The sequence below is a fragment of the Methylobacterium sp. CCH5-D2 genome (assembly GCF_001556475.1).
GTDB lineage: Bacteria > Pseudomonadota > Alphaproteobacteria > Rhizobiales > Beijerinckiaceae > Methylobacterium > Methylobacterium hispanicum.
This window is the reverse complement of the sequence record NZ_LSIX01000994.1, coordinates 1-23,411: the sequence shown is the minus strand read 5'-3', so window position 1 is coordinate 23,411 and position 23,411 is coordinate 1. Positions and strand designations below refer to the sequence as shown.

The 23,411-nt window shown below is 70.1% G+C and carries 19 protein-coding genes and 5 pseudogenes; 15 read left to right on the top strand and 9 right to left on the bottom strand.

Annotated elements, in window-relative coordinates; genetic code table 11:
* The 3 genes and pseudogenes from AX737_RS26925 to AX737_RS26915 form a co-directional block, all read right to left on the bottom strand.
* Window positions 1–447, bottom strand: a pseudogene (locus tag AX737_RS26925) (histidine kinase); the annotation flags it as partial.
* Window positions 448–1,045: 598 nt separating this feature from the next.
* A complete protein-coding gene (locus tag AX737_RS26920; protein WP_066926840.1) occupies window positions 1,046–1,450 on the bottom strand; it encodes a hypothetical protein in 405 nt (134 codons plus the stop codon).
* A 339-nt stretch (window positions 1,451–1,789) separates the two neighbouring features.
* Entirely contained in the window at window positions 1,790–2,134 is a 345-nt protein-coding gene (locus AX737_RS26915; RefSeq protein WP_308445296.1) for a response regulator, read from the bottom strand.
* 316 nt (window positions 2,135–2,450) lie between these two features.
* Here AX737_RS26915 and AX737_RS26910 point away from each other — a divergent pair, with 316 nt between their 5' ends.
* The 3 genes from AX737_RS26910 to AX737_RS26900 all read left to right on the top strand — a co-directional run bounded on the left by AX737_RS26910 (window position 2,451) and on the right by AX737_RS26900 (window position 6,590).
* Window positions 2,451–5,750 (top strand): GAF domain-containing protein, encoded by a 3,300-nt coding sequence (locus AX737_RS26910; RefSeq protein WP_156453988.1) that lies wholly within the window; start codon window positions 2,451–2,453, stop codon window positions 5,748–5,750.
* Window positions 5,747–6,127, top strand: coding sequence for a response regulator (locus AX737_RS26905; protein WP_308445295.1), 381 nt, complete (start codon window positions 5,747–5,749; stop codon window positions 6,125–6,127). Before AX737_RS26910 ends, AX737_RS26905 begins: the two co-directional genes overlap by 4 nt.
* Before the next feature lie 253 nt (window positions 6,128–6,380).
* Window positions 6,381–6,590, top strand: coding sequence for a hypothetical protein (locus AX737_RS26900; protein ID WP_066926832.1), 210 nt, complete (start codon window positions 6,381–6,383; stop codon window positions 6,588–6,590).
* Between the two features lie 51 nt (window positions 6,591–6,641).
* On the opposite strand, the gene AX737_RS26895 is transcribed toward AX737_RS26900, so the two are convergent.
* Window positions 6,642–6,944: a hypothetical protein gene (locus AX737_RS26895; RefSeq protein WP_066926830.1), complete on the bottom strand. Its 303-nt coding sequence runs from the start codon at window positions 6,942–6,944 to the stop codon at window positions 6,642–6,644.
* Between the two features lie 840 nt (window positions 6,945–7,784).
* Between AX737_RS26895 and AX737_RS26890 the strand changes: the two genes are divergently transcribed.
* Both AX737_RS26890 and AX737_RS26885 read left to right on the top strand, forming a co-directional pair.
* Entirely contained in the window at window positions 7,785–7,991 is a 207-nt protein-coding gene (locus AX737_RS26890) for a DUF6582 domain-containing protein (RefSeq protein ID WP_066926828.1), read from the top strand.
* Between the two features lie 229 nt (window positions 7,992–8,220).
* Window positions 8,221–9,513, top strand: a complete 1,293-nt coding sequence (locus tag AX737_RS26885; protein WP_066926826.1) for an FAD-dependent oxidoreductase — start codon at window positions 8,221–8,223, stop codon at window positions 9,511–9,513.
* 5 nt (window positions 9,514–9,518) lie between these two features.
* Here AX737_RS26885 and AX737_RS26880 read toward each other — a convergent pair.
* Window positions 9,519–9,884 (bottom strand): annotated as a pseudogene (locus tag AX737_RS26880) (LysR substrate-binding domain-containing protein); the annotation flags it as partial.
* A 72-nt stretch (window positions 9,885–9,956) separates the two neighbouring features.
* Between AX737_RS26880 and AX737_RS26875 the strand changes: the two are divergent.
* The 3 genes from AX737_RS26875 to AX737_RS26870 all read left to right on the top strand — a co-directional run bounded on the left by AX737_RS26875 (window position 9,957) and on the right by AX737_RS26870 (window position 11,331).
* Complete coding sequence (locus AX737_RS26875; protein ID WP_066926824.1) at window positions 9,957–10,427, top strand: DUF3597 domain-containing protein; 471 nt, start codon at window positions 9,957–9,959, stop codon at window positions 10,425–10,427.
* Window positions 10,428–10,500: 73 nt separating this feature from the next.
* Window positions 10,501–10,638: a hypothetical protein gene (locus AX737_RS34920; protein ID WP_197430732.1), complete on the top strand. Its 138-nt coding sequence runs from the start codon at window positions 10,501–10,503 to the stop codon at window positions 10,636–10,638.
* 198 nt (window positions 10,639–10,836) lie between these two features.
* The gene (locus AX737_RS26870; RefSeq protein WP_066926822.1) at window positions 10,837–11,331 is read left to right on the top strand and encodes a ferritin-like domain-containing protein; all 495 of its coding nucleotides are present in this window, start codon (window positions 10,837–10,839) and stop codon (window positions 11,329–11,331) included.
* 84 nt (window positions 11,332–11,415) lie between these two features.
* Here the strand turns inward: AX737_RS26870 and AX737_RS26865 are convergent, their stop codons facing one another.
* Complete coding sequence (locus AX737_RS26865; protein ID WP_156453987.1) at window positions 11,416–12,318, bottom strand: hypothetical protein; 903 nt, start codon at window positions 12,316–12,318, stop codon at window positions 11,416–11,418.
* Between the two features lie 123 nt (window positions 12,319–12,441).
* On the bottom strand, window positions 12,442–12,603 hold the full coding sequence (locus AX737_RS36480) for a PAS domain-containing protein (protein WP_238232087.1): 162 nt from the start codon (window positions 12,601–12,603) through the stop codon (window positions 12,442–12,444).
* 457 nt (window positions 12,604–13,060) lie between these two features.
* Here AX737_RS36480 and AX737_RS26860 point away from each other — a divergent pair, with 457 nt between their 5' ends.
* The 7 genes and pseudogenes from AX737_RS26860 to atpC all read left to right on the top strand — a co-directional run bounded on the left by AX737_RS26860 (window position 13,061) and on the right by atpC (window position 20,412).
* Entirely contained in the window at window positions 13,061–14,974 is a 1,914-nt protein-coding gene (locus tag AX737_RS26860; RefSeq protein WP_066926818.1) for a potassium transporter Kup, read from the top strand.
* A 1,401-nt stretch (window positions 14,975–16,375) separates the two neighbouring features.
* Window positions 16,376–16,507, top strand: a pseudogene (locus AX737_RS36470) (ABC transporter ATP-binding protein); the annotation flags it as partial.
* A gap of 310 nt (window positions 16,508–16,817) precedes the next feature.
* Window positions 16,818–17,864: pseudogene (locus AX737_RS26845) on the top strand (phosphate acetyltransferase); the annotation flags it as partial.
* A gap of 3 nt (window positions 17,865–17,867) precedes the next feature.
* Entirely contained in the window at window positions 17,868–19,085 is a 1,218-nt protein-coding gene (locus AX737_RS26840) for an acetate/propionate family kinase (protein ID WP_066926806.1), read from the top strand.
* A gap of 15 nt (window positions 19,086–19,100) precedes the next feature.
* On the top strand, window positions 19,101–19,601 hold the full coding sequence (locus AX737_RS26835; RefSeq protein ID WP_066926804.1) for a hypothetical protein: 501 nt from the start codon (window positions 19,101–19,103) through the stop codon (window positions 19,599–19,601).
* A gap of 103 nt (window positions 19,602–19,704) precedes the next feature.
* Window positions 19,705–19,981: pseudogene (locus tag AX737_RS32625) on the top strand (SDR family oxidoreductase); the annotation flags it as partial.
* A gap of 29 nt (window positions 19,982–20,010) precedes the next feature.
* The gene (gene atpC, locus AX737_RS26830) at window positions 20,011–20,412 is read left to right on the top strand and encodes an ATP synthase F1 subunit epsilon (RefSeq protein WP_066926802.1); all 402 of its coding nucleotides are present in this window, start codon (window positions 20,011–20,013) and stop codon (window positions 20,410–20,412) included.
* A gap of 8 nt (window positions 20,413–20,420) precedes the next feature.
* Here atpC and ppk2 read toward each other — a convergent pair whose 3' ends face one another.
* Window positions 20,421–21,263, bottom strand: coding sequence for a polyphosphate kinase 2 (gene ppk2 / locus AX737_RS26825; RefSeq protein ID WP_066926800.1), 843 nt, complete (start codon window positions 21,261–21,263; stop codon window positions 20,421–20,423).
* Between the two features lie 37 nt (window positions 21,264–21,300).
* Window positions 21,301–23,411 (bottom strand): efflux RND transporter permease subunit (locus AX737_RS26820; RefSeq protein WP_066926798.1); only part of this gene is annotated, 2,111 nt, incomplete at its 5' end.

Below are 23,411 nucleotides of genomic sequence, written 5' to 3'. Positions count from 1 at the left end.
GTCCCGTCCGGTGGCCTTGCCGCGCGCGTAGCCGCCCATCACGAAGAGCTGCCGGGCCACCGCCTCGCGGTGGTAGTCGCGCTCCCCCATGCCGTAGGACCCCGGCGCAGCGCCGCGGCTGTTGCAGACGACGCGGCCGTCCGGGGCAGACAGGGAGAAGGCGAGGACGCTGGGCATCCGCGCGGCGGCGCGGCGGAGATAGGCGGTGCAGCCGACCGCGTCCCTGGCCTTGACCGTTGGATCCTCGGAAATGAATTCGAGGGATTGGCGAACGCCCTCGGCGATCTGAGCCAGGGTTTGCCCGACGCCGCGGGCGGTCGCGAGCGCATCGACTTGGATGGCGGCGTCCCGGCTCGCGCGTAGGGCGTACTCGTTGTAGCCCTGGATCGCGAGGGCGGGGGCGAGCGCCAGCAGCACCAGTAGCAGGATGCGGGTGGTCAGCGTCACGCCGGCCGGTCCTCGCCTTCGACGATGCCGCGTGCCAGAAAGGTGGAGACCAGGGGGTCGAGGGGGGCCGTCGTTACCTGCATGCCGTTCCCGTCCTATGCCGGGACGCGACCCGAAACCACCTCGACCCCAAGCCGCGACGGAGGGGCGGGTTCCCTCTCGCCCCGACGCTCGTGCTGCACGAGGCATCGAGGTCGGATCGGCATTGGCCCGACGACCCGTCGCACCCTGGCCGGCAATGCAACCGGCGCATGCCGGCCGGTGCGCACCCGAACGACCGGGACGTGCTCGCCGATTTAAGTTTCGGACGACGCCCGGCCGCGATGCCGTAGCATGACGACCCAGGCGCCGACCCCGATGCCGGTGACGCGCCCAGGGCCGGTCGAGGGTCCCGGCCGCTGCGGGACGGTCCTGACGGCGGATCGCCCTTGGGCGGCTCCGGGGGCGGCGACGGGTACCGAACGGGCGATGCCTATCGGACCGCGACGGGCTCCTTGTCGGCGCCGGGGACTCGCGTCCGGGCGGTCACCGGCGCCGGCCGACTTGGCGCACCGCGACCGCCGGGAACCGTCACCCCTTCGGACGCAGTCCGCGGTCCTCAGGCGTCCTCGGTCTCGAAGGGGCATACGAACTCCATCTCGGTCCCGTCGTAGAACAGGACGGGGTCCGACATCAGGTGGCCGATCAGGTGCTGCGGGACAGCCGGCTCTGGCACGTCCATTGTCCTGCCGTCGGCAAGGAGGCCGATCTCGTCGCCATGGAACGAGGCGGTTTCCAGGGCACCGAGTTCGTTCTCGAACTCGAGGGTGCCATGCCTGAGGTCCGGACCGTCCCTGTCCCGGCCGCGGATGACGCGGACCACCGGGGTCTCCCCGTCGTCCGACCAGACCGCCCAGACAACGTCGGCGCGCTCCAGCACCCCGTAGACGCCGTTCCTGCCCTCCTGGTCGTCCTGGCGCACGTAGGCTTCCATCTGCAGGACGCGATCCACGCAGTTCTTCATGCCACCCTCCCAAGAAACCAGGGGCAGCCTGGACGCGGCCGTTTACGGGAATTGGCGCCGGACGCATCGCAGGGCGCGTCGGTCGCAGCGACCCGCCGCGACGGTTTCGGTTCACCATGCCGGACGTGGGAGCCAGGCGTTCAGGGAGTGGCGTCTGGCGGAGCGGTTCGCGGGCAGTCTGGGATGACTTTTCCGGTCACCCGCCCGCCAGGCTAAGGTCTGGAAACGCCGGTTGCTAATGTGCCCGAACCTGCTCAGCCCATGACGACCTGGAGTTCGTTGGCGAGTTCGTACAGCCGGTAGGGCTTGCTCAGGAGCGGCAGGCAGAGACGGACGGGATCACCCTCGAAGGGGTTCCGGCTTGCGGTCCTCCGGGAGCATGCTCCTCAGATGGTCTCGCACGATCTGCGCGCTGAAGGGCTTGCCGATGAAGTGCGCACCCTCTGGCAGGTCGCCCGGCCCCGGCTTGGCTTGACCGGAGGCGACAACGATGGAGATGTGCGGCCAGTGCTCGGCGGCGTACCGAGCCAGGGCGAAGCCGTCCATCTTTCCCGGCATCTGGACGTCGGTGAACAGCAGGCAGAGATGTGGGTGACGTTCGTGCAGCAGGCCGACGGCCGCGTCGGCATGGGCGACCTCCAAGGTCTCGAACCCGGCATCCTCCAGGATCGCCAAGGCGTCCATGCGGATGAACGCATCGTCGTCCACGACGAGGGCGAAGGAAGGCGAGGGTGAGATAGAGGTGACCATGGCCGGGGTACAAGTTGGACCGCCTCGAAAAGGTCCCGACCGCCGACTGCGCACTGTTTGATCACGAACACCGGGTTTCGCATGGGCGTGGCCCCACGGGCGAACCTACGCGATGGTCGGCCGCGACTGAAAGGGTCGCGCCGTCGGGAGTTGCCGGGTCACGACCCCCATGGCAAACAAGTCCGCTGGCTGGGAACAGTTCGGCGGCCGGGGACGCATCGCGTCCCGGCCCGATGTAACTGATCCGAGCATGTCACCAGAATCGTCGGCCCTCTTGAACCGCGCGCTGCAGGACCGCGAGCGGCTGGCCGTCCTCGACGCATACGACATCATGGATACCGTGCCCGAGGAGGGCTTCGAGGACCTCGCCCAATTGACCGCGCTGGCCTGTGCGACGCCCGTCGCCCTGGTCAGCCTGGTGGCCCGGGACCGGCAATGGTTCAAGGCGCGCGTCGGCTTCCCGTCCTGCGAGACCGACCTCGACCGCTCCGTCTGCAAGTTCGCCCTTGCCGAGCCCGATCTCCTGGTAATTCCCGACCTGACCGCCGACTCCCGCACCGCCGCCAACCCGCTCGTGACGGGCGAGCCCCGCATCCGCTTCTATGCTGGCGCGCCGCTGCGCTCGCCCGAGGGCCACACCGTCGGCAGCCTCTGCGTCATCGACACGAAGCCGAGGCCCAATGGCTTGACCGCCACCCAGGCCGGGCACCTCCGCCGCTGCGCGCGTCAGGCGATGAGCCTGCTGGAGTTGCGACGCGCCACGGTGGAGAAGGCGGTGGCGGTCGGCAGCCGCGATGCCGCCCTCCGGCGCGAGGGCCACCTTGCCATCCTGGCCGAGGCGTCGGCGGCCCTGCTCACGGCCTCGGACCCGAGCCGCGTGATCGAACCCATCCTGGAGACGAGCACGCACAGCCTCGGTTTCGAGCAGTGCTTCATCTACGACCTCGCGCCGGGCGGGCGCAGCGTCCGCCTGACGGGCTCCATCGGCGTGGACGAGGCGATGCGCGCGGCCCTGGCCGACATCGACCTCGACAAGCCGCTCTGCGGCATCGTGGTCCAGACCGGGCAGCCCCTGGTGCTGGCCCACGTGCAAGACGGACCCGAACCGCGCTACGCCATGGCGCGCGAGAGCGGCGTCGATGCCTATGCCGGCTATCCCATCCGGAGCCGCGGACGCCTCTCCGGCGTGATCTCGTTCGGATCGAGCACGCAGGGGGCGTTCGACGAGGATACGCTCACCTTCTTCGCGACCATCGCGCGCTACCTCTCCGCCGTGCGCGAACGGCTCGACGGCGAGGCGGCCCTGCGCGCCAGCGAGATGCGCTCGCGGCTCGCCCAGGAGGCCGCGCGGATCGGCACCTACGAGGCAGACATCGCCTCGGGGCTGATGACGGTCTCACCCGAGTTCTGCCGCCTGTTCGGCCTGCCGGTCTCGCCGCTGCTCTCGGTCGACGCCGCGACGGACCGGATCGTCCCGGAGGACGCGCACCTGGCCTCGACGCAGGCCTCGCGGGAAGCGGGGACCACGCCGCCCCAGGCCACCTACCGCATCCGACGCGCCGACGACGGAGCGGTTCGCTGGGTCACCCGTACCGCCAGCTTCGTCCACGACTCCGAGGGCCGGCCCGTGCGCATGCTCGGCACGGTTCAGGACGTCACCGAGATCCAGGAGACGCTGCGGCTCCTGGGGGAGAACCAGGAGCGCTTGCGAGCGGCCGACCAGCGCCTGCAGGTCGCGCTCGTCGCCTCCGGGGTCGTCGGGCTTTGGGACTGGATGGTCGACACCGACCTGCTGCACGGCGACGCCAACTTCGCGCGGCTGTACGGGCTCGACGCCGGCAGGACCGAAGCCGGCCTGACCATGGAGCAGTACCAGGAGTTCGTCGTCCCGGAGGACCTCGAACCGTTGCGCGCGCGCATCCGGGACACCTTCGAGCACGGCGCCGACTTCCATGTCGAGTACCGGCTCGCCATCCCGGGGCACGACCTGCGCTGGGTCGAGTGCAAGGGTCAGCTCATCCACGACCCCGACGGGCAGCCGGTGCGGTTCTCCGGGACCGCCGTCGACATCACCGAGCGCAAGACCGCCGAAGCCAGGCTCGCGGCCAGCGAGGCGCATTGGCGCGGCCTGTTCGAACGGCTGAGCGAAGGGTTCATCGTCGGCGAGGTGATCCGCGACGAGGCGGGCGCCGTCCGTGATTGGCGCTACGTCGAGGTGAACCGGGCCTGGGGCGAGCTCGTCTCCATCGACCCTGCACGAGCGGTCGGGCGCACGATCCGCGAGATGTTCCCCGGCATCGAGGACGCCTGGGTCCACGAGTTCGCCGACGTGGTCGAGACCGGCCGGCCCGTGAGCTTCATCCGGCAGGTCGGCGCTTTGGCGCGCTGGTACGAGGGCCGCGCCTTCCCCCTCGGGTCCGAGCGCTTTGGGGTCATCTTCCTGGAGGTGACCGAGCGGGTGCAGGCCGACGCGCGCCGCGAGGGGCTGCTGGAGTTCGGCGACCGGATGCGCACGGACGCCGATGCCGCCGAGGTCGTGAAGGCGGGCGCGGCGACCATTGGGCGGGTGCTCGGCGTCGGGCGGGTCGGCTACGGCACGGTCGGGCCGGACGGCGAGACCTTGGTCGTTGGGGACGGCTGGAGCGCGCAGGGCTTCCCCGCGCTCGCCGAGCGTCACCGCCTGGACGATTACGGCCTCTACGCCGAAGACCTGCGGCAGGGCCGCACCGTGGTCATCCCGGACGTGCGCGAGGACCCGCGGACCAAGGCGACCGCCGCGGCCCTGGACGCCGTGTCCGTCCGCGCGCTGATCAACCTGCCCATCGTCGAGAAGGGCCGGATGGTGGCCATCCTGTTCGTGAACGACGACCGCCCGCGGGAATGGGCGGGACCCGAGGTCGCCTTCGTCCGGCAGATCGCCGAGTTGATCCGCCAGGCGGTCGAGCGCCGTCACGCGGAGGCCCGGCAGGATCTGCTGAACCACGAACTGTCCCACCGCCTGAAGAACACGCTGGCGATGGTCACCAGCATCGCTAACCAGACGCTGCGTTCCCTGTCCGACCGCGGGCCGGTCGAGACGCTGCAGAGGCGCATCCAGGCGCTGGCCTCCGCGCACGACCTGCTGCTGCGCCGAAATTGGTCGCCGGCGCCGCTGCACGCGGTGTGCGAGGGTGTGGTCAACAACGCTGCCGATGCCGGGCGCATCACCCTGGACGGACCTGACGTGGCCCTGGGCCCGGCCGCGGCCATGTCCGCGTCGTTGCTCCTCCACGAGTTGGCGACGAACGCGGCCAAGTATGGCGCGCTGTCGAACGACGCGGGCCATGTGGACCTGCGCTGGTCGGTCGAGGACGGGGCCGACGGGCCGGACCTAGTAATGCGCTGGCAGGAGCGCGGCGGGCCGCCGGTAGTCGCGCCGACGAGCCGCGGCTTCGGATCGCGCCTGATCCGCACCGGCTTGGTGGGAACGGGCGGGGTCGATACGGCTTACAACCCGGATGGCGTGGTGACGGTGATGCGTGCACCGATGGTCGAGGTGCAGCGGACATGATGGCGGGGGACAGGGACGACGGCCCGCGTCCGGTGGTGCTGGTGCTTCAGGACGAGCCGATCCTGGCGATGACCATGCGGGATTTCGTTGAGGAGGCCGGCTGCGAGGCGCTCGTGGTGCGTACCGCCGAGGCGGCCATCCGCATCCTGGAGGAGCGCACGGACATTCGGGTGGTGTTCGCCGACCTGGATGTGCGCGGGTCGATGATGGGCATCAAGCTGGCCGCGCTGATCCGCGACCGCTGGCCGCCCATCGAGCTGGTCCTGACGGGGGCACTCCCGCCCAACCTCGATCACATCCCCGCTCGCGGAGTGTTCTGCGACAAGCCGTTCCGCGAGGCCAAGGTCGTCGCCGCCATCCGCGAGTTCGCCACCTAGATCACCGCCCCCGCCAGCGTGGGTGGTGTCGACGTAAGCATCGCTTCCACGGGGTCAGGTCCGTCCTTGCCGCGTACGCGGCATGTCTCGCCCGACCGGGACCGTGCACCCTTCACCGGGCGGCGACGGGGAGCCCTGTCCGCACCGCCGGATCGGCACCGCGGTTGGGTCGGGCACCGGCGCCGTGGGGAACCGGCGTCGCACCGGCAGATTTGCTTCGCGAACCGATGCCGCAACCGGCGGGAGGACCGTGATGTCGACGGATACCGAGAAGCACCGCGCGCTGCTGAGCGCACTCGGGGACGCGCAGGGCAAGGGGGACGGCTCCTTCGAGCGGGCCGTGACCGATGCCTTCGAGCACGTCTTCGAGCACCTGGGCCGCCTCAACGACCACGTGTCGCTGGTTGGCCCCGATGGCAGCGACCCCCACCTCAAGCCCGGCGAGTCCCCGACGCTCCGATAGGGGCCGGGCCCGGCGGGAGGTGCGATCCGGCGCGAGGGCTCAAGGTCTCATCTAAGCGCCTTCACCCGGCGTCGGCTCGGCGCCGGCCGTGCCCGGCTCGGGACCCTGGGCGGAGGAAGGCGGGCTGGCCCTGCCGAGGTCCACCAGTGCGCCGATTTTGCCGAGCAGCGCCCGGCGCTCCGGCGTACCGTGCCCGGAGGCGAGGAACGTCGTGAGGTCGCTTCGGGACGGCGTACCGCCGGATGGGCCGTTCGGCTCGTGAAAGACGAACACGTCCTCGACGTTCTCCCCACGACAGAGGAACCACCGGTCGCCGTTCGACGAGGCGTATATCTGGATTCGGACGACGGTCATGATGTCAGGCTCGGAGGAAGCAATATCCCGTCGAGGAACGCGCACAGACAGTGCGATTTCCCCCAGCTTTCCGCGTTACCGTACCCGGCGGGCGCAGACGCTTCGGCGGCTGGGTCGGACCGTGGGCGCGTGCGCCGCCTGCCACGTCAATACCCGGAAGTGGTTTCCCTTCGTGGGCGTCGCGCGTCCTAGCGCCAGCGATGTGCGCTCCTTCATCAATCAGGTGGACGAGGCCCTCCGAGCACGGCGCTTGGCAAAGCGGTTTGCCGGCTGCCCAGGAAAGCAATAACCGCACATGTAGTGAGCCGCTTAATGGGCCACGACATGCTGATGTCGTGACCGCCCCGGAGAGGTCCGCTTCTCCGCTCGAAGCAGACGTCTCATCCGGCCAGCCGCTAAGTCTGCAAAGGGTCAGGAGTTCGCACGCCGCTTATTCGGCTGTGCGCCACCAGCGGACCTTCAGTTGCAACCGCGCGAATGCCCGCTTGGAGCCCGATAGCCGTCATTGAGACGGAATAGTCGCACCGGCAGCCTCAACATCCTAAAGTTGTGGACCTTTGTCTGTCGAATTGCGGCCTCGAAGGGTAGCGTCCGCCAACTATGCCGGAGTGCTACTCAAACTTGGTGCGGCGCGGCGCGTTTCATGGTGGATGACTCCTGATGGATTTCGGTTGATCGCCTGAGTTCGTCGTTCGGGCAAGATCGAAGCCGCTGCCGTCCACATCCGGCAGCCGGACAAAAGCTTGGCATGGAGCGGATACCTGCCCACCTCGATCCCGCCGGCGGGGGCACCACGGCTACCGATGCCGCGTTCACCCCCCCGGATACCCGGAGGCCGCGATGTCGAAACTGAAGACCGAGGACCGCGAGGACCTGAGCAGGAGCAAGTTCGCCCTGCCCGAGGAGCGGAAGTACCCCGTCGAAGACAAGGCGCACGCCCGGAACGCGAAGTCACGCGCCGCGCAGCAGGAGAAGGCCGGCAACCTTTCCGCAGCCGACAAGAAGAAGGTCGACGCGAAGGCCGACAAGGTTCTCGGCAAGGGCTAGCGCCACCGCCATGCTGCGTCGCCGGGCATAAACTGGACGGGCCTGCGGTAGCCCGGATCAGCCGCCCGCGATCCTCGATGGCTTGGTGGCATATCGTGCCGGCGAGCTGTCATCGAGGGCTGGAAATGACCGCCGCGCACATGCCCGGCAACAAAGCAAGCTGCTGAGACCTGCGGCACGCCACCGCCCGAACCTTGGAAGCCATACGGGCCGTCCTCACTTTGGCCTGATGGGCAGCGCATACGACGTCATCATCGTGGGGGGAGGCGCCGCCGGCATCGGCGCGGCGCGACGGCTCGCCGCCCAGGGCGCATCTGCCTTGCTGCTGGAGGCTTCTTCACGCCTCGGAGGTCGCGCTTATACGCAGGATCTCGGAGGCTACCCGCTCGACCTCGGTTGCGAGTGGCTCCATTCTGGCGACCGCAACGCTTGGGTCGGCATCGCCGAGGCGTCGGGCTTTCCGGTCGACCGCGGCGACCCGCCCTGGGCGAAGGCGCATCCTTCCCTCGTCGAGGACGAGGACGACCAAGAGGCGGCGAGGAAGGCATACGGCGATTGGGAGGAGCGGCTGCGCACCGTCGCCTCGGCCAGCGACCGTGCCAGCGATGCCCTGGAGCCCGACGGCGCCTGGAACGCCTACGTGCGAGCCATCGCCGGCTTCATGAGCGGCGTGGCTCCCGAGGAAATCTCTGCCACCGACTACCTTGCCTACGACGATGCCTCGACGGGCAAGAACTGGAACCTGCCGCTCGGCTACGGCACGCTGGTCGCCGCCAGCCTGCCGCCCACGACGGCGCTGCGGCTGGCCACCCCCGCCCAGCGGATCGAGTTGACCACGGACGGGGTGGCCGTCACCACGCGTGCCGGCACCGTCCACGTCGGGGTCGCCATCCTCACGGTCTCGACGGCGGTCCTGGCCGGCGATGCGATCCGCCTTCCCTCTAGGCTCGACCCGTGGCGCGAGGCGGCCGCCGCCCTGCCGCTCGGCCGCAACGAGAAGCTTTTCCTTGAGATCGGGGGCAACACCGCGTTCGGGCCGGACACCCACGCCTACGGAAACCTGCGTGACGCGCGGTCCGCCGCCTATTCGATCCGACCCAACGGCTGGCCGGTGATCGAGGCGTTCCTCGGCGGCGACGGCGCACGCATCCTGGCGGAGGAAGGGCCCGCCGCCGGGTTCTCCTACGTATCAGCCGAGTTGGCGGCCCTGTTCGGCAGCGACGTGGCGTCGGCGATCCGTCCGCTCGCGGCGACTTCTTGGAGCCGTATGGCGTCCATCGGCGGAGCGTATAGCTGCGCCTTGCCGAGCCGGTCCGACGCAAGGGCGCGCCTGGCCCGGCCCTTCGAGGACCGGCTGTTCTTCGCTGGCGAGGCGACTCACCCCCACGACTTCACGACCGCCCATGGGGCCCATGACAGCGGGCAAAGGGCCGCCGACGAGGCCCTGGCGGCACTCGCGGACAGGCAGCGCCTCGGCCGGCGAGGCCCGCTTGCCGCGGCTGGAGCCCGAACGGCACGGTAGCGACCTCAGCCGCGGTGGCGCAACGCCTCGACCAGGACGGCGAGTGCCGGCGCCGGTTCGCGGCGGCTCGGATATTAGAGGTGGTAGCCCGCGAACGGCGGGCACCAGTCCTCCAAGACGCGCACGAGCGCCCCGGCTTCCAGGTGCGCCCGGACCGCATCTTCCATGAAGAAGGCGATGCCGAACCCCTCCAGCGCCGCCTTGAGCACCAGGGACGCGGTGTTGAACACGAGCTGCCCCTTGACCCGGACCCGCAGTTCTCGCCCGTCCTTCTCGAACTCCCAGGCATAAAGGCCGCCCAGCGTCGGCAGGCGCAGGTTGATGCAGTCGTGGCCGGTGAGGTCCTCCGGCCGCCGCGCCGGCGCCCCACGCCGGAACACGGCGCGAGCCCTCCCGTTGTCGAGCTCTCGCCCCCGACGGGGCCCAGGAACGCGGAGAAGGGAATGAGCATCTTCGGGTCGATCATGTCGAAGATCTTCGGCGGCGGCGCGAGCGCCCAGGCGGCGGCCCCGCACGCGCCGGAAACGCCGAGCGTATCGGCCGCGGCGCAGGGCCAGGGCGGGCCGACAGGCTCGGCGAGCGACGCCGCGGCGCCCTCGATGAGCGGCGCCCCGTCCCCAGTCGCGGCCGGCCCGTCCGGTGCCGGACAGGCGAGCGTCGACGTGGGCCAGGTGCTGGCCGACCTCGCCTCCAAGAAGGGCCAGGGGCTCGACTACAAGCGCTCCATCGTCGACCTCATGAAGCTGCTCGACCTCGACAGCAGTTTGCAGGCGCGCAAGCAGCTTGCCGACGAGCTGCACTACACGGGCGACAAGGAGGACTCGGCCACCATGAACGTCTGGCTGCACAAGCAGGTCGTCCAGAAGCTCGCCGAAAATGGCGGCCAAGTCCCGGACGACCTCAAGCACGCGTGAACGCCACGGGCAGCCCGCCCGCGGAACCACGGAGTGGCCGGGGACTTCCCGGTCACCATCCGAGGAGACGACCATGACCGAGAAGAAGGGCCACGGCAGCGCGACGGCGAAGAAGGCCAACGCGAAGGCGAGCCACGAGGGCAAGTCCAACCCGCGCACGTCGTCCTCGGCCCAGGCCGAGCTCGGCAAGAAGGGCGGCAAAAGCAAGTAGGCACGCCGCGCGGGTTCGAGGCCGCTGCCGGCTCGCCGGTCACCGCGTGACCCGCGCCTGCGGTCGCGGACCGCCGTGCCCGGGGGGCGCAGCCGGGGCGGGCGGACGAGACCCCGCGCGCCGGCTGGGCGCCGTGCCGCGGCCAGGAACATCGTGGGCGGGGTCCGGTTGGCAGGGGGCGAACGACAGGAGCCGCCGATGTCAGCACCCAGCAGTCTCAAGGACGTCTATCTCGACGAGATGAAGGACCTTTGGTCGGCGAACGACCAGATGATCCGCACCGTCAAGGAGCTGAGCGGCCACGCCAGCGACGCTAAGCTCAAGCAGATGCTCGAACACTCCGTCGGCGGCATCCAGAAGCACACCGACATCCTCAAGGACCTGATCCAGCAGAACGGCGGCGAGGCCGAGCCCGAGCACTGCAAGGGCATGGAGGGCTTGGTCACCGAGGCCAAGAAGCACGGCATCAAGGAGGCGCCGAGCGACGGCAAGCTGCGCGACGTCGCGATCATCGCCCAGTACCAGCGCATGTCGCATTACGGCCTGGCCGGCTTCGGTTCGGCGGCGGCCTACGCCAAGGCGCTCGGCCGCAGCGACGACGAGCAGAAGCTCAAGCAGGCGGTGTCCGAGATCTACAAGGGCGATGAGTTCGCCAGCAAGCTCGCCGAGGCTCTGGAGCAGGTCGCGGCCTGAGCGGACATCGCACTGCGCAGCGGACGAGACCGGCACGACGCGCCGGGCTTCCGTCCGCCGCGGGCAGCGTGCCGGGCGGCCGCCTCAGAACTCGACGCCGAAGCGTACCCTCAGGTTGTGGCGCGAGAACTGGTTGAGGTTGAACGCCCGGTCCGCGAAGTCCGGGTCGCGGTCGTGCCCGAACACCTGCGTCGAGTAGGCCAGGGTGAGGAAGCCCTTCTCCATGACCTGGTAGTGCAGCACGGGTCCGACGAACACGGCGTGGCCCTCGAAGCGGTTCAGGAACACGCCATCGTAGGCACGCATGTACCGGGCCTCCGGCCCGAGGTAGAGGTCACCTGCCACCTTCGCCATCAGCGTACCCGAGACAGACAGCGTCGAAGACCGGTCGACCTCGCCCGAGCCCTTCAGGCGCGCGACCTGCGGGTCGTAGATCAGGTTGATGCCCGCCCAGAGCCGGTCCGGCACGAGCCGCGCGTCGGCGATCAGGCGCGTCTCGACGCTGAACACGTCCGCACCCTGGCCCTCGATGGGCGTGACGCGGGCGTATTGCGGCTCAGCCTGCAGGGCGAGGCTGAACGGGCACTCGTCGGTACGCTTGAAGAACTGGTACTTCACCTCCAGCGACCCGCCGTTGAAGGTGCCGAAGGACTTGTCCGGCACGCCCGCGACGTTGCGGCTGTCGCGCGCGTCAAACCAGAGGCCCGGCTCAATGCTGAGGTTGTCGGTCAGGTCGTACTGGTAGCTGACGATGGGCTGGGCGGCGCCGTAGCCCGAGCGGCCGGGACCGTCGCGGCGCTTGCTGAAGCGGCCGATGGTGTCGAACAGGATCTCCTGCTCGCCCTTCTTGCCGACGTCGGTGCCCTCGGTGAAGCCGAACAGGTTCTCGGTGTCGAGCTTGTCCGGCTCGTCGCCCTTCTTCGGTGCCTCGGCCTCCTGCCGGTCGCCGCCGGCCGCACTCGGTTCGGCGAGGACAGGCGTGGCCAAGGCGACCCCAAGAAGGGTCGCCGCGAGAACCCACGGCGGAGCCGAGAGAGGGGAGATCCGCATGCCTTTGTCCGGAATAGGCAGACAGCGTACCCGACCGCTGCCGCCTTGGATGCGGCCGGGTCACCACACCTCCGGCAAACCCAGGATGCGCTCGGCGCCAGGGTTCCAGTCTGTGACGAGCCCGTCGCAATCCGTCGTGATGACGGCGAACTCGACGGCGCTGTCGAAGACGGCTTGGTACCGCACCGCATCCCCGGCGGCCGTCCGGTTGTGCGGTGGCACGCTCCCATCCCCGTTCAAGGCCTGCCCCCGCCGCGGTTCATCGTCATGGGCACCGTACGGCGGAGGGGGCCGCGGTCGGCGGAGCAGGTCACGGACATGCGTCGGGTGGGCTCGTGCAGGTCGGGCAACGGTCGAATCGGGAGGCGGGGCGGACCTCGCGAGAATACGGGTTCCTGGCCGCCCTGGCAGCGCCGGAGTTAAGCTGCGGGGAGCGGCTGCGCAATCGTCGCGAGGCCACGTCGGCGCGCGGGCGAAGTCGAGCATCCGCGGTTAGGTCGACGCCGCAAAGCCCGTCACCCAGTCTCCGGGCGTGAGGCGCTTCGTGCTGGGGCTGGGTCTTCTCGTCCCGTTTGCCAAACTTGCTTCATCTTCCGGTGCGTTGCTTTCGCGAACGATCCGTCCAATGGCCCGTTTATGCCCGGACCGAGGCCAGCCCTCGACCTGGGCGGAGAACCCCATGCCCGTAGGTGCCACGACCGAGTTCCCGACGGCCCAGACGCCACTCCCCGCCGATGCCGGGCATGGCTCGAAGACCGGGTTCTGGGCGTTGGCCCTGGGTTCGGTCGGCGTCGTCTACGGCGACATCGGAACCAGCCCGCTCTACGCGCTGAAGGAGTCCCTCCACGCCGCCACCGGCGGCGGGCACGCGCCCACCCGCGAGATGGTGTTCGGCGTGGTCTCGCTGATCCTCTGGGCGCTGATCCTGATCGTAACGCTCAAGTACGTGCTCATCGTCATGCGCGCCGACAACGAGGGCGAGGGCGGCACGCCCTCCCTCGTCGCGCTGGCGCAACGCGCGCTGGGGCATTCGGGCGGCTTCGTCATCGCGTTCGGCATGGTCGGCATCGCCCTGTTCTACGGCGACGCCATCATCACCCCGGCCATGTCGGTGCTCTCGGCGGTCGAGGGACTGAAGCTCGTCACCCCAGCCTTCGGGCCGTACGTCCTGCCCATCAGCCTCGCCATCCTGATCGGCCTCTTCGTGCTCCAGAGCCGCGGCACGGCGCGGGTGGCGACCCTCTTCGGCCCGGTGACCGCCTTCTGGTTCACCGTCATGGCGCTGGGCGGGCTGAGCCACATCGCGGACGATCCGAGCATCCTCGGGGCGATCAATCCCGTCCACGGCATCGGCTTCATCCTGGGGCACGGTACCGCTGGGCTGCTGGCGCTCGGCGCCGTGTTCCTGGCCGTGACCGGCGCCGAGGCGCTCTACGCCGACATGGGCCATTTCGGCCGCGGGCCGATCCGCGCGGCTTGGTTCGGCCTCGTGCTGCCGGCGCTCGCCCTGAACTACCTGGGACAGGGCGCCATGCTGCTGGCCCATCCCGAGCGAGCCGAGAACCCGTTCTTCCTGCTCTACCCCTCCTGGGCCCTGCTGCCGATGGTGCTGCTCGCCACCGTGGCCACCGTGATCGCCAGCCAGGCCGTCATCACCGGCACCTTCTCGATCACCCAGCAGGCGATGCAGCTCGGCCTGCTGCCGCGCATGCGGGTGCTGCGCACCTCCATGACCGAGAAGGGCCAGATCTACATCCCGCGGGTGAACTGGTGGCTGCTCGTCGCCGTCGTGTTCGTGGTGGTGCTGTTCAAGTCGTCGAGCGCGCTGGCGGCGGCCTACGGCATCGCGGTGACGGGCGACATGGTCATCACCGCCTGCCTGCTTTTCGTCGTTGCTTGGAAGGTCTGGCGCTGGACGACGGCCCTGGCCGCCCTCGTCATCGCGCCCTTCCTGCTCATCGAGCTGGTGTTCCTCTCGGCCAACGCCCTGAAGCTCCTGCACGGGGGCTGGGTGCCGCTGACCATCGGGGCCGCCCTTGTTACGGCAATGTGGACCTGGCGGCGCGGCTCGGCCCTCATCGCCGAGGAGATACACCGGCGGCGCGTGCCGCTCTCGGACTTCACGCGGATGGCCGAGACCGGCTCGGTCCTGCGCGCGCCGGGCACCGCCGTCTTCCTGACCGGCTCGCCCGGCGACACGCCGGGCGCCCTGCTGCACAACGTCAAGCACAACCACGTGCTGCACGCCCGCAACTTCATCCTGCACGTGATCACCGAGGACCTGCCGCGGGTGCCGGAGGCGGACCGCGTCAGCGTGAAGCCGCTCTCGGACGTCTTCACCTGCGTGACGGTCCGCTTCGGGTTCATGGAATTGCCCGACCTCCCCCGCGCCTTGGCCGCCGCCGGGTTCGATGTGGGCGGCCTGACCTACTTCCTCACTCGCCGGGTCCTGGTGGCCTCGCCGGAGACGGGCATGCCCGTCTGGCAGGACCGGCTCTACATCGCGATGGCGCGGGCCGCGACGGACGCCTCGCGCTACTTCCGCATCCCGGTCGACCGAGCCGTCGAGATCGGTGCCAGGATCGACATCTGATTTAGGCCCTCGGCGTCGGCACGTTCGTGGCGGTGCCGCTCCAGTTCGAGGTCCGCTGGCGGGTAAGCGGTGCACGGGTTGGATGTGAAGTTTAGACCCTTGCAACCATGCCCTCGAATGCAAGCGAGGCCGCACCCTGGTGGGCGCGGACCCATATCACCCAAGATTATATCAAGGCAGAACTTTGAGCTCGAAAGCAGATTTTTGAGACGGTGCGGAGATGCGCTGTTCGCTCGCGCTGCCACCATCGGCGAAACGTCCGCTTCGCAACTTGATGCAGACCTGCGATGGTATGATGTCGAAGGTCCGGAAGGGGGCATTTTGAGCTACCTCCAGAGCCGCGCTGAACGTTCGCTTGTTTCTACCCAAGCTCCAAAGCAGATGAGCCGCAATCGGCCAGACCCTGGCGTTCGATCCCAACCGGGTGGCCAGCAAGCAGACGTTCCGATGGTCTGTGAAGGCGCGCGAGTAAGCGCCCGTGTGGTCAAGCCAATTGAGTTTTGACCACAGCTCGCGCCACTTAGGGGCTGCCGGATGCGACCCACATGAACGACCAACAGGACCGGGGAGGGCAGATCGACATGACGAGGGAAGGCACACCGCAGTCCCGTATGGCGCTAGCGGCTACGGTGGCGGTGGGGATCCTGCTGGCAGGCCTCGGCACACTCGGCTGGCGCTGGCACTACTATGTTACCGCCGGAGATACGCCTTACGACGAAGTTGGGATTGGGATGAACTCCCGGTTGCCTGAGCCACTGCGGGCTTGGGGCTGCACACGGATCAGAGAGCGGTTCCCTCGCGCCGTGCCGCCCTACGGATGCCAATCCGGGCAAAATTAGACGCCGACCGACGTATGGATGGGTACTGCCGCCGCTCCCGCATGACGGCTTTTGAAGCTAAACGACGCCCCGCGGATCAAGGTCGTTCGGCGCGGTTGAATCTGTAGCTTCCGAAGGGCCTGTTGTCTCGTCGTGCGTATCGACGACGGTACAATCGGCTGGTACAATCGAAGCTCGAAGCCAAGCGAGCGGCCGTTGATTTGATTGAGCTTTTTGGCCTTGGGGGCCAGTCCCCCCCTCTCCGCCAGTCATCCTCATCCACTCCGATGATTTCGCCTTAGTCGACTGGCTTTTTGCGGCTGCCGACGTAAAGGACGAAAGCTTGAGCGCGAGGGTTCCAAACCTCTCCCGTCAGGCTAGGCGCCGGGCCGCGGAACAGCGCACCCTCGTTCTCGATCAACACCCAACCGGAGGACAGCCCGTCCGGGGCGCAGAGTCGGAGGGCCTCCTTTGGTGCCAGCGTGCCTGAATCCAGTCCGGCGCGCTCCGTGGCGTCTCCCCGCGCAGCGAGCAGGTGCTCGATACGCTGGAGCGTTGCGATCGGGTTCTTCCAGCCTGCCGGCTGATCGGCACGCACGATGTGGGCGAGGCGGTGACGCTGGCCGACCGCGTCGTCGTAATGCGCCCCAGGCCCGGCCGCCTCGATGAAGCCGCCGCCGTCAACCTTGCCCGCACGCGCGATCCCGCGGGGGCCGGCTACGAGGGTGCGGTGCGATCTCGCCTCCCACGGCCCTGCCAACTGGCGGTAGGCACGCGCCCGAGATCTGTGCGGCTGGCGCCACCGTGGTCCTGCTGGCGCAGTTCGAGGCCAGAACCGGTTTCCAGGCGATCAGCCGCCACCGCTCCACGTGGTTCATAGCCCTGCCCCCGTTCATCGCAACGATGCTGTGCGAACGGGAGGCGCTGCGCGGGATGCGGCTGCGGCCTGTCTCTCCGGATCAAGCGGGAGGCCGGCGACAAGCCGACAGTAACATCCGCGGCCCCGTCAGCGGAGACGCGGCGGAAACCGCGTCGCCGCCGTCCCCGGTGGACGCCCCGTAGGGCGAGGAGAGAGCGGCGTGGAGATGGCGACGACCGGACAGGACGTCCCGGAGGTGCAGGCCGCGGCCGCGCCGCGCCGGCATGAGCGGTTCGATCGCCTCCTGGTCGCCGCGACGGCATGCCCTCCCCTGAAGACCGCAGTGGTCCACCCGTGCGACGAGGCCGCGCTCGAAGCGGCCCTGGAGGCGGCCCGGCTCGGCCTGATCGATCCGGTGCTTGTCGGGCCGCGCGCCCGGATCGAGGCCGCCGCGAAGGCCCTCGGGGCCGACATCGGGACGCAGCGCCTCGTCGATGCTCCCCATAGTCACGCGGCCGCCGCCCAGGCGGTCGCGCTGGCGCAGGCGGGCGAGGTCGAGGCGCTGATGAAGGGCAGCCTGCATACCGACGAGCTGATGGCCGAGGTGGTCCGGCGGGAGGGCGGCCTGCGCACGGACCGCCGGCTCAGCCACTGCTTCGTCATGGACGTGCCGAACCACGCGGCACCGCTCATCGTCACCGACGCCGCCATCAACATCGCGCCGACGCTGGAAGAGAAGCGCGACATCGTCCAGAACGCCGTCGATCTCGCCCGCGCCCTCGGGATCGCGCCGGTGCGGGTCGCGATCGTCTCGGCGATGGAGACGGTGACCCCGAAGGTGCCCTCCACGCTCGACGCCGCAGCCCTGTGCAAGATGGCCGACCGGGGCCAGATCACGGGCGCGCTCGTCGACGGGCCGCTCGCCCTCGACAACGCGATCGATCTGGGCGCCGCCCGGATGAAGAGGATCGCGTCGCCGGTGGCCGGTCGCGCCGACGTGCTCGTGGTGCCCGACCTCGAGGCCGGCAACATGCTGGCGAAGAGCCTGACCTTCCTGGCGGACGCCGACGCGGCCGGCATCGTGCTGGGCGCGCGCGTGCCGATCATCCTGACGAGCCGTGCCGACTCGCGCCCGACGCGTCTTGCCTCCTGCGCGATCGCAACCCTGTTCGCCGCGGCCCGGCGCGAAGCGCGGGCTCGACCGGAGGTCTAGGCGATGATCCCGGCCCTCCTCGTCCTCAACGCGGGCTCGTCGAGCCTGAAGTTCCAGGTCTTCGAGGACAGGGACGAGGGCGGCGTCGGCCATCCCCGGCCGATCTTCCGCGGACTGGTCGAGCGCCTCGGCGAGGCCCCGCATCTCGTGATCCGAGACCCAGCGGGGGCGGTCCTCGCCGAGAAGGGCCCGCCGGCCATGGGCGGGCCGTTCGGGCACGAGGAGGCGTTGCTCCACGTGGCGGGATGGCTGCACGACCATGAGGACGGCTACCGGCTCGCCGCGGTCGGGCACCGCGTGGTGCACGGGGGCCTCGCCCACGCGGCTCCCGTGCGGGTGGACGACGCGGTGCTCGACGCGCTGGAGCGGCTGGTGCCGCTGGCGCCGCTGCACCAGCCGCACAACCTCGAACCCATCCGCATCATGCGGCGGCAATGGCCCGGCCTGCCGCAGGTCGCCTGCTTCGATACCGCCTTCCACCGCGACCAGCCGGAGATCGCCCAGCTCTTCGCCGTGCCGCGGTCGATGGCTGAGCGGGGCGTGCGCCGCTACGGCTTTCACGGCCTGTCCTACGCCTACGTCGCCTCGGTCCTCGGCGACTACGCGCCCGACCTCGCCGGGGGACGGGTGGTCGTCGCCCATCTCGGCAACGGCGCGAGCCTGTGCGCCCTGCGCGCGGGCAGGAGCGTGGCGACCACGATGGGCTTCTCGACCCTGGACGGCCTGCCCATGGGCACGCGCTGCGGCAGCCTCGATGCGGGCGTGGTCTTCTACATGCTACGGGAGATGGGGCTCGATGCCGACGTCGCCGAGCGCGTGCTCTACACCCGCTCCGGTCTGCTCGGCGTCTCGGGCCTGTCCGGCGACATGCGCACCCTGCGCGCCCGCGCGGCCTCGGATCGCGGCGCCCGCACGGCGATCGACCTGTTCGTCTACCGCATCGGGCGCGAGATCGGCTCGCTGGTCGCCGCGCTGGGCGGCGTGGACACCCTCGTGTTCACCGGCGGCATCGGCGAGAACGACGCCGCAACCCGCGCCGAGATCCTGAGCGGGGCCGCCTGGGCCGGCTTCGCGCTCGACGCGGCGGCAAATGCCCGGGGCGGTCCGCGCGTGACGCGCGGCCCCGGCCCGAGCGCCTGGGTCATCCCCACCAACGAGGAAGCGATCATCGCCCGCGGCACGCAGGCGGTGCTCGCCGCGCTGCGCCAGCCGGCGCCGTGAGGATGGAGGTTCACGATGGAGACGCTGACCACCAAACCCGAGGCCTTCGAACTCGGCGACGCGCCCTTCATGTCGGCGGCCGACCTCGCCGGCTACGCGGCGAGCATCAAGAAGGCGCGGGCCATGAAGGAGTTCGAGGGCCAGGACCGGGCCGCCAAGGCCCAGGCCGAGCTGATCCAGCGGTTGGCGGAGCCGGTCGCGGTCACGCCCGAGAAGATCCAGGAGATCACCCGGACGCTCCTGCACAGGCTGCGCCTCGCCGCCGAGCAGGGCAGAAAGGAGCTACAGGTGATGCGCTTCCCCAACGCGCTCTGCACGGATGGCGGTCGGGCCATCAACAACGTCGAGCCGGACTGGCCCGGGACCCTGACGGGCCGGCCGCGCCAGGCCTTCGAATTCTGGCGCGACCGCCTGCAGCCGAACGGCTACGGCCTGCGCGCGATGATCGTCGACTGGCCGCAGGGCATGCCGGGGGACGTCGGCTTCTTCCTCACCTGGGAGGCGGCGCAGCCCTGAAGAGGCCGGCGCAGCCCTGAGGAGGCGGCGCAGAGCCGAGCGAGCGGCCTGGCCGCGCACCCCATGGAAGGCGTGGGGCGGGGCGCCGGCGTGCGCCCGCGCCGCCGCCAGGGTCGTGCCGAACGACAACCCGATGGGTCCAGTGAAGGCGGCGCTGGAATGCGCGGTGCGCCGTCTCGCCGGGGCCGCGCAGGACGCGCGCGGCCTCAGGACTGCGGGATCTCGACATCCCGCTCGGCGAGGCAGTCGAGCGCTCGCCCATCGGCGAACGCATCGACATCGCCGATGTCGGCCTCACGGCGGCGTTCCCCACCACGCCCTTCGCGGCGCGGCTGACCGGGGGCACCGTCCACGTCGATGGCGGCCGCGGCATCATGGCCCGACGGCCGAAGCGAAGGGAGGCGGCACCATGGCTCTGCTGTACGTCGAACTGGTTTCGCCTGAGCGGCGTGTCTTTGCCGGCGAGGTCCGCTCCGTGCTCCTTCCGGGCGTCGAGGGGGATATGACCGTGCTGCCGGGCCACGCCCCCGCGGTGACCGCGCTGCACGCCGGCGTCGTCTTCGCCACCGACGCCGCCGGAACCGGGTGCCGCGCCTTCATCCGGGGGGGCTTCGCCGAGGTGGGCCCGACGCGGGTGACGATCCTCGCCGAACGCGTCCGGCCGATCGAGGAGCTGACGCGCGACCAGATCGACGAGGAGATCTTCCATCTCCAGCTCGAGCGCGACGGCACCGCGAACCCGGAGATACGGGCCGAGCGCGACGTCTCGATCGCCCGGCTGCAGGCCTTCAAGGCCAGCCTGAGCCTGTGAGGTGCCGCTCAGCAGCGCTCGGGCACGAAGCGGCGGTCGCGCAGCGTGTCGTCGTAGGCCTCGGCCTTGCAGCGCTTGGGCAGCCTCGCCCGCTCGACCGACAGCGCCTTGTAGGGGATCAGGTGGAGCAGGTGCGCGATGCAGTTGAGGCGCGCGCGCCGCTTGTCGTCGGAGCGCACGACGTACCAGGGCGCCTCGTCGGTGTCGGTCGCGGCCAGCATCGCGTCGCGGGCGCGGGAATAGGCGTACCAGCGCCGGTAGGATTCGAGATCCATCGGGCTGAGCTTCCACTGGCGCAGCGGATCGTCGATGCGGGCCTCGAAGCGGCGCTTCTGCTCGGGCCGTCCGACCTCGAGCCAGAACTTGATCAGCTGGATGCCGCCGTCGATGATGTAGTGCTCGATCTGCGGGCAGAGTTCGAGGAAGCGACGCCGCTCCTTGTCGCTGCAGAAGCCCATCACGGCCTCGACGCCGGCGCGGTTGTACCAGCTGCGGTCGAAGATCACGATCTCGCCGCCGGCCGGAAAATGGGCGATGTAGCGCTGCATGAAGAGCTCGGACTTCTGCCGGTCGGAGGGGGCCGGCAGCGCCACCACGCGGAAGACGCGGGGGCTCACGCGCTCGGTGATCGCCCGGATCGTGCCCCCCTTGCCGGCCGCGTCGCGGCCCTCGAAGACCACGATGACCCGCGCGCCCGTCGCCTGCACCCAGCCCTGCAGGTGGCAGAGCTGCACCTGCAGCTTGCGCAGCGCGCGCTCGTAGGCCCTGCGCTTGAGCCGGGCGGGGCCCTCGGAGGCCGCCTCGGTCTCGGCCGGCTCTCCGGCGAGGACCGCGTCGTCGAGATCGTGCATCGGCGTCCTCCCACGTTGTCCGGGCCGGCGGCCCGGCTCACTCGGCCGGCTGGTGGCCCGGCGTGCCGGCGGGCTTGTCCGGCGCCCGCGCCCGCGCGGCTCCGGCACCGCCGAGGAGCCGCCAGGCCCGCTCGCGCAGGCCCTGGAACACGACGTAGAGCGGCGGGATCACGAAGATCCCGATGAAGGAGGCGGCGATCATGCCGCCGAAGACCGGGGTGCCGACGTTGCGCCGGGCGAGCTGCGAGGCGCCGGTGGCGACGACCAGCGGCAGCAGGCCGAGGATGAAGGCGAAGGAGGTCATCATCACGGGCCGGAAGCGCAGCCGCGCGCCTTCGGTGGCCGCCTCCCGCAGGGGCACGCCCCGCTCCCGCTGCTCCTTGGCGAACTCGACGATCAGGATGCCGTTCTTGGCGGCCAGTCCGATCAGCACGACCATGCCGATCTGGGCGTAGAGATCGAGGGTGAGCCCGCCCCAGACCATGGCCGCGTAGGCGCCGACGATGCCCACCGTGACCGAGAGCAGCACCGGCACGGGGATCGTCCAGCTCTCGTAGAGGCCGACGAGGAACAGGAAGGCGAACAGGACCGCGAAGGCCAGGATGATCGCGGTCTTGCCCTCGGCCCGCTTCTCCTGGAACGCGGTGTCGGTCCATTCCCCGCCGAAGCCCGCGGGCAGGGTCCGGGCCGCGACAGCCTCCATGACGGCGAGCGCCTGGCCCGAGGAGACGCCCGGGGCGGGGGCGCCCTGCAGGGTCACGGCGCGGAGGTTGTTGTAGCGGATGAGCGCGGGCGGGCCGACCACGATGCGCACCTCCGCGAGGCTGCGCAGGGGCACCATCGCACCGTCGCGGTTGCGCACGTTGATGCGGAAGATGTCGTCGATCTGCGCCCGGTCGGCGGCCTCGGCCTGGACCTGCACCTGCCAGGTGCGGCCGAACAGGTTGAGGTCGTTGACGTAGTAGCCGCCGAGCGAGGCCTGCAGCGCCTGGAACACAGCGTCGAGCGACACGCCGAGGATCTGGACCTTGTTGCGGTCGATGTCGAGGAAGACCGAGGGGTTCGTGGCCGAGAAGGTGCTGAACACCCGCTCCAGCCGCGGCTCCTGGTTGGCCGCCACGATCAGCCCGCGCAGGACCTGGGCGAGGTCCTTCGGATCGCCGCCGCGCAGGTCCTCCAGCACGTAGGCGAAGCCGCCGCCGGTGCCGAGGCCGATGATCGGCGGCGGCGCGAGCGGCACCACCGTGCCTCCGGGGATCTCGCGGAAGCGCTGGCCGAGACGCGCGATCAGCGCCCCCGCCCCGTCGCCCGCGCCCTTGCGCTCCTCGAACGGCTTCAGGGTCACGACCATGAAGGCCGCGTTGCCCTGCGAGTAGTTGTCGATGAAGTTGAGCCCGACCACCGAGGTGGTGTCGGCCACCGCGTGCTCCTCGCGCAGGATCGCCTCGGCCCTCGCCGTGACCTCGGCGGTGCGCCCGACCGAGGCGCCCTCGGGCAGCTGGACCACGACGAAGAAGGCGCCCTGGTCGTCCTCCGGCAGGAAGCCGGTCGGGGTGATCCGGGCGAGCTGGACGGTGCCGTAGGCGGCGGCCCCCGCGAGCACGAGGCCGAGCACCGAGAGGCGCACGATGCGGGCGACGGCCGCGCCGTAGCCGTCGCGCACCGCGTCGATGGCGCGCATCACCCATCCCATGAGGCCGCGGCGCGGGCCGTGATGGGGCCGCAGCAGCACGCCGCAGAGCGCGGGCGAGAGGGTGAGCGCGTTGACGGCCGAGAGCAGCATCGACACCGCCACCGCGACCGCGAATTGCCGGAACAGCTCGCCCGAGATGCCCGGCACGAAGGCCACCGGCACGAAGACCGAGAGCAGCACCAGCGTGATCGCGATGATCGGCGCGGTGATCTCCGCCATGGCGCGCTTCGTCGCCTCGCGCGGCGACAGCTCCGGATGCTCCTCCATCACGCGCTCGACGTTCTCGACGACCACGATCGCGTCATCGACCACGATGCCGATCGCCAGCACCATCGCGAGCAGCGAGACGGAGTTGGCCGAGTAGCCCACCGCCTTCAGGGCGATGAAGGTGCCGACCAGGCTCACCGGCACGGCGAGCGTCGGGATCAGGGTCGCCCGCAGGCTGCCGAGGAAGA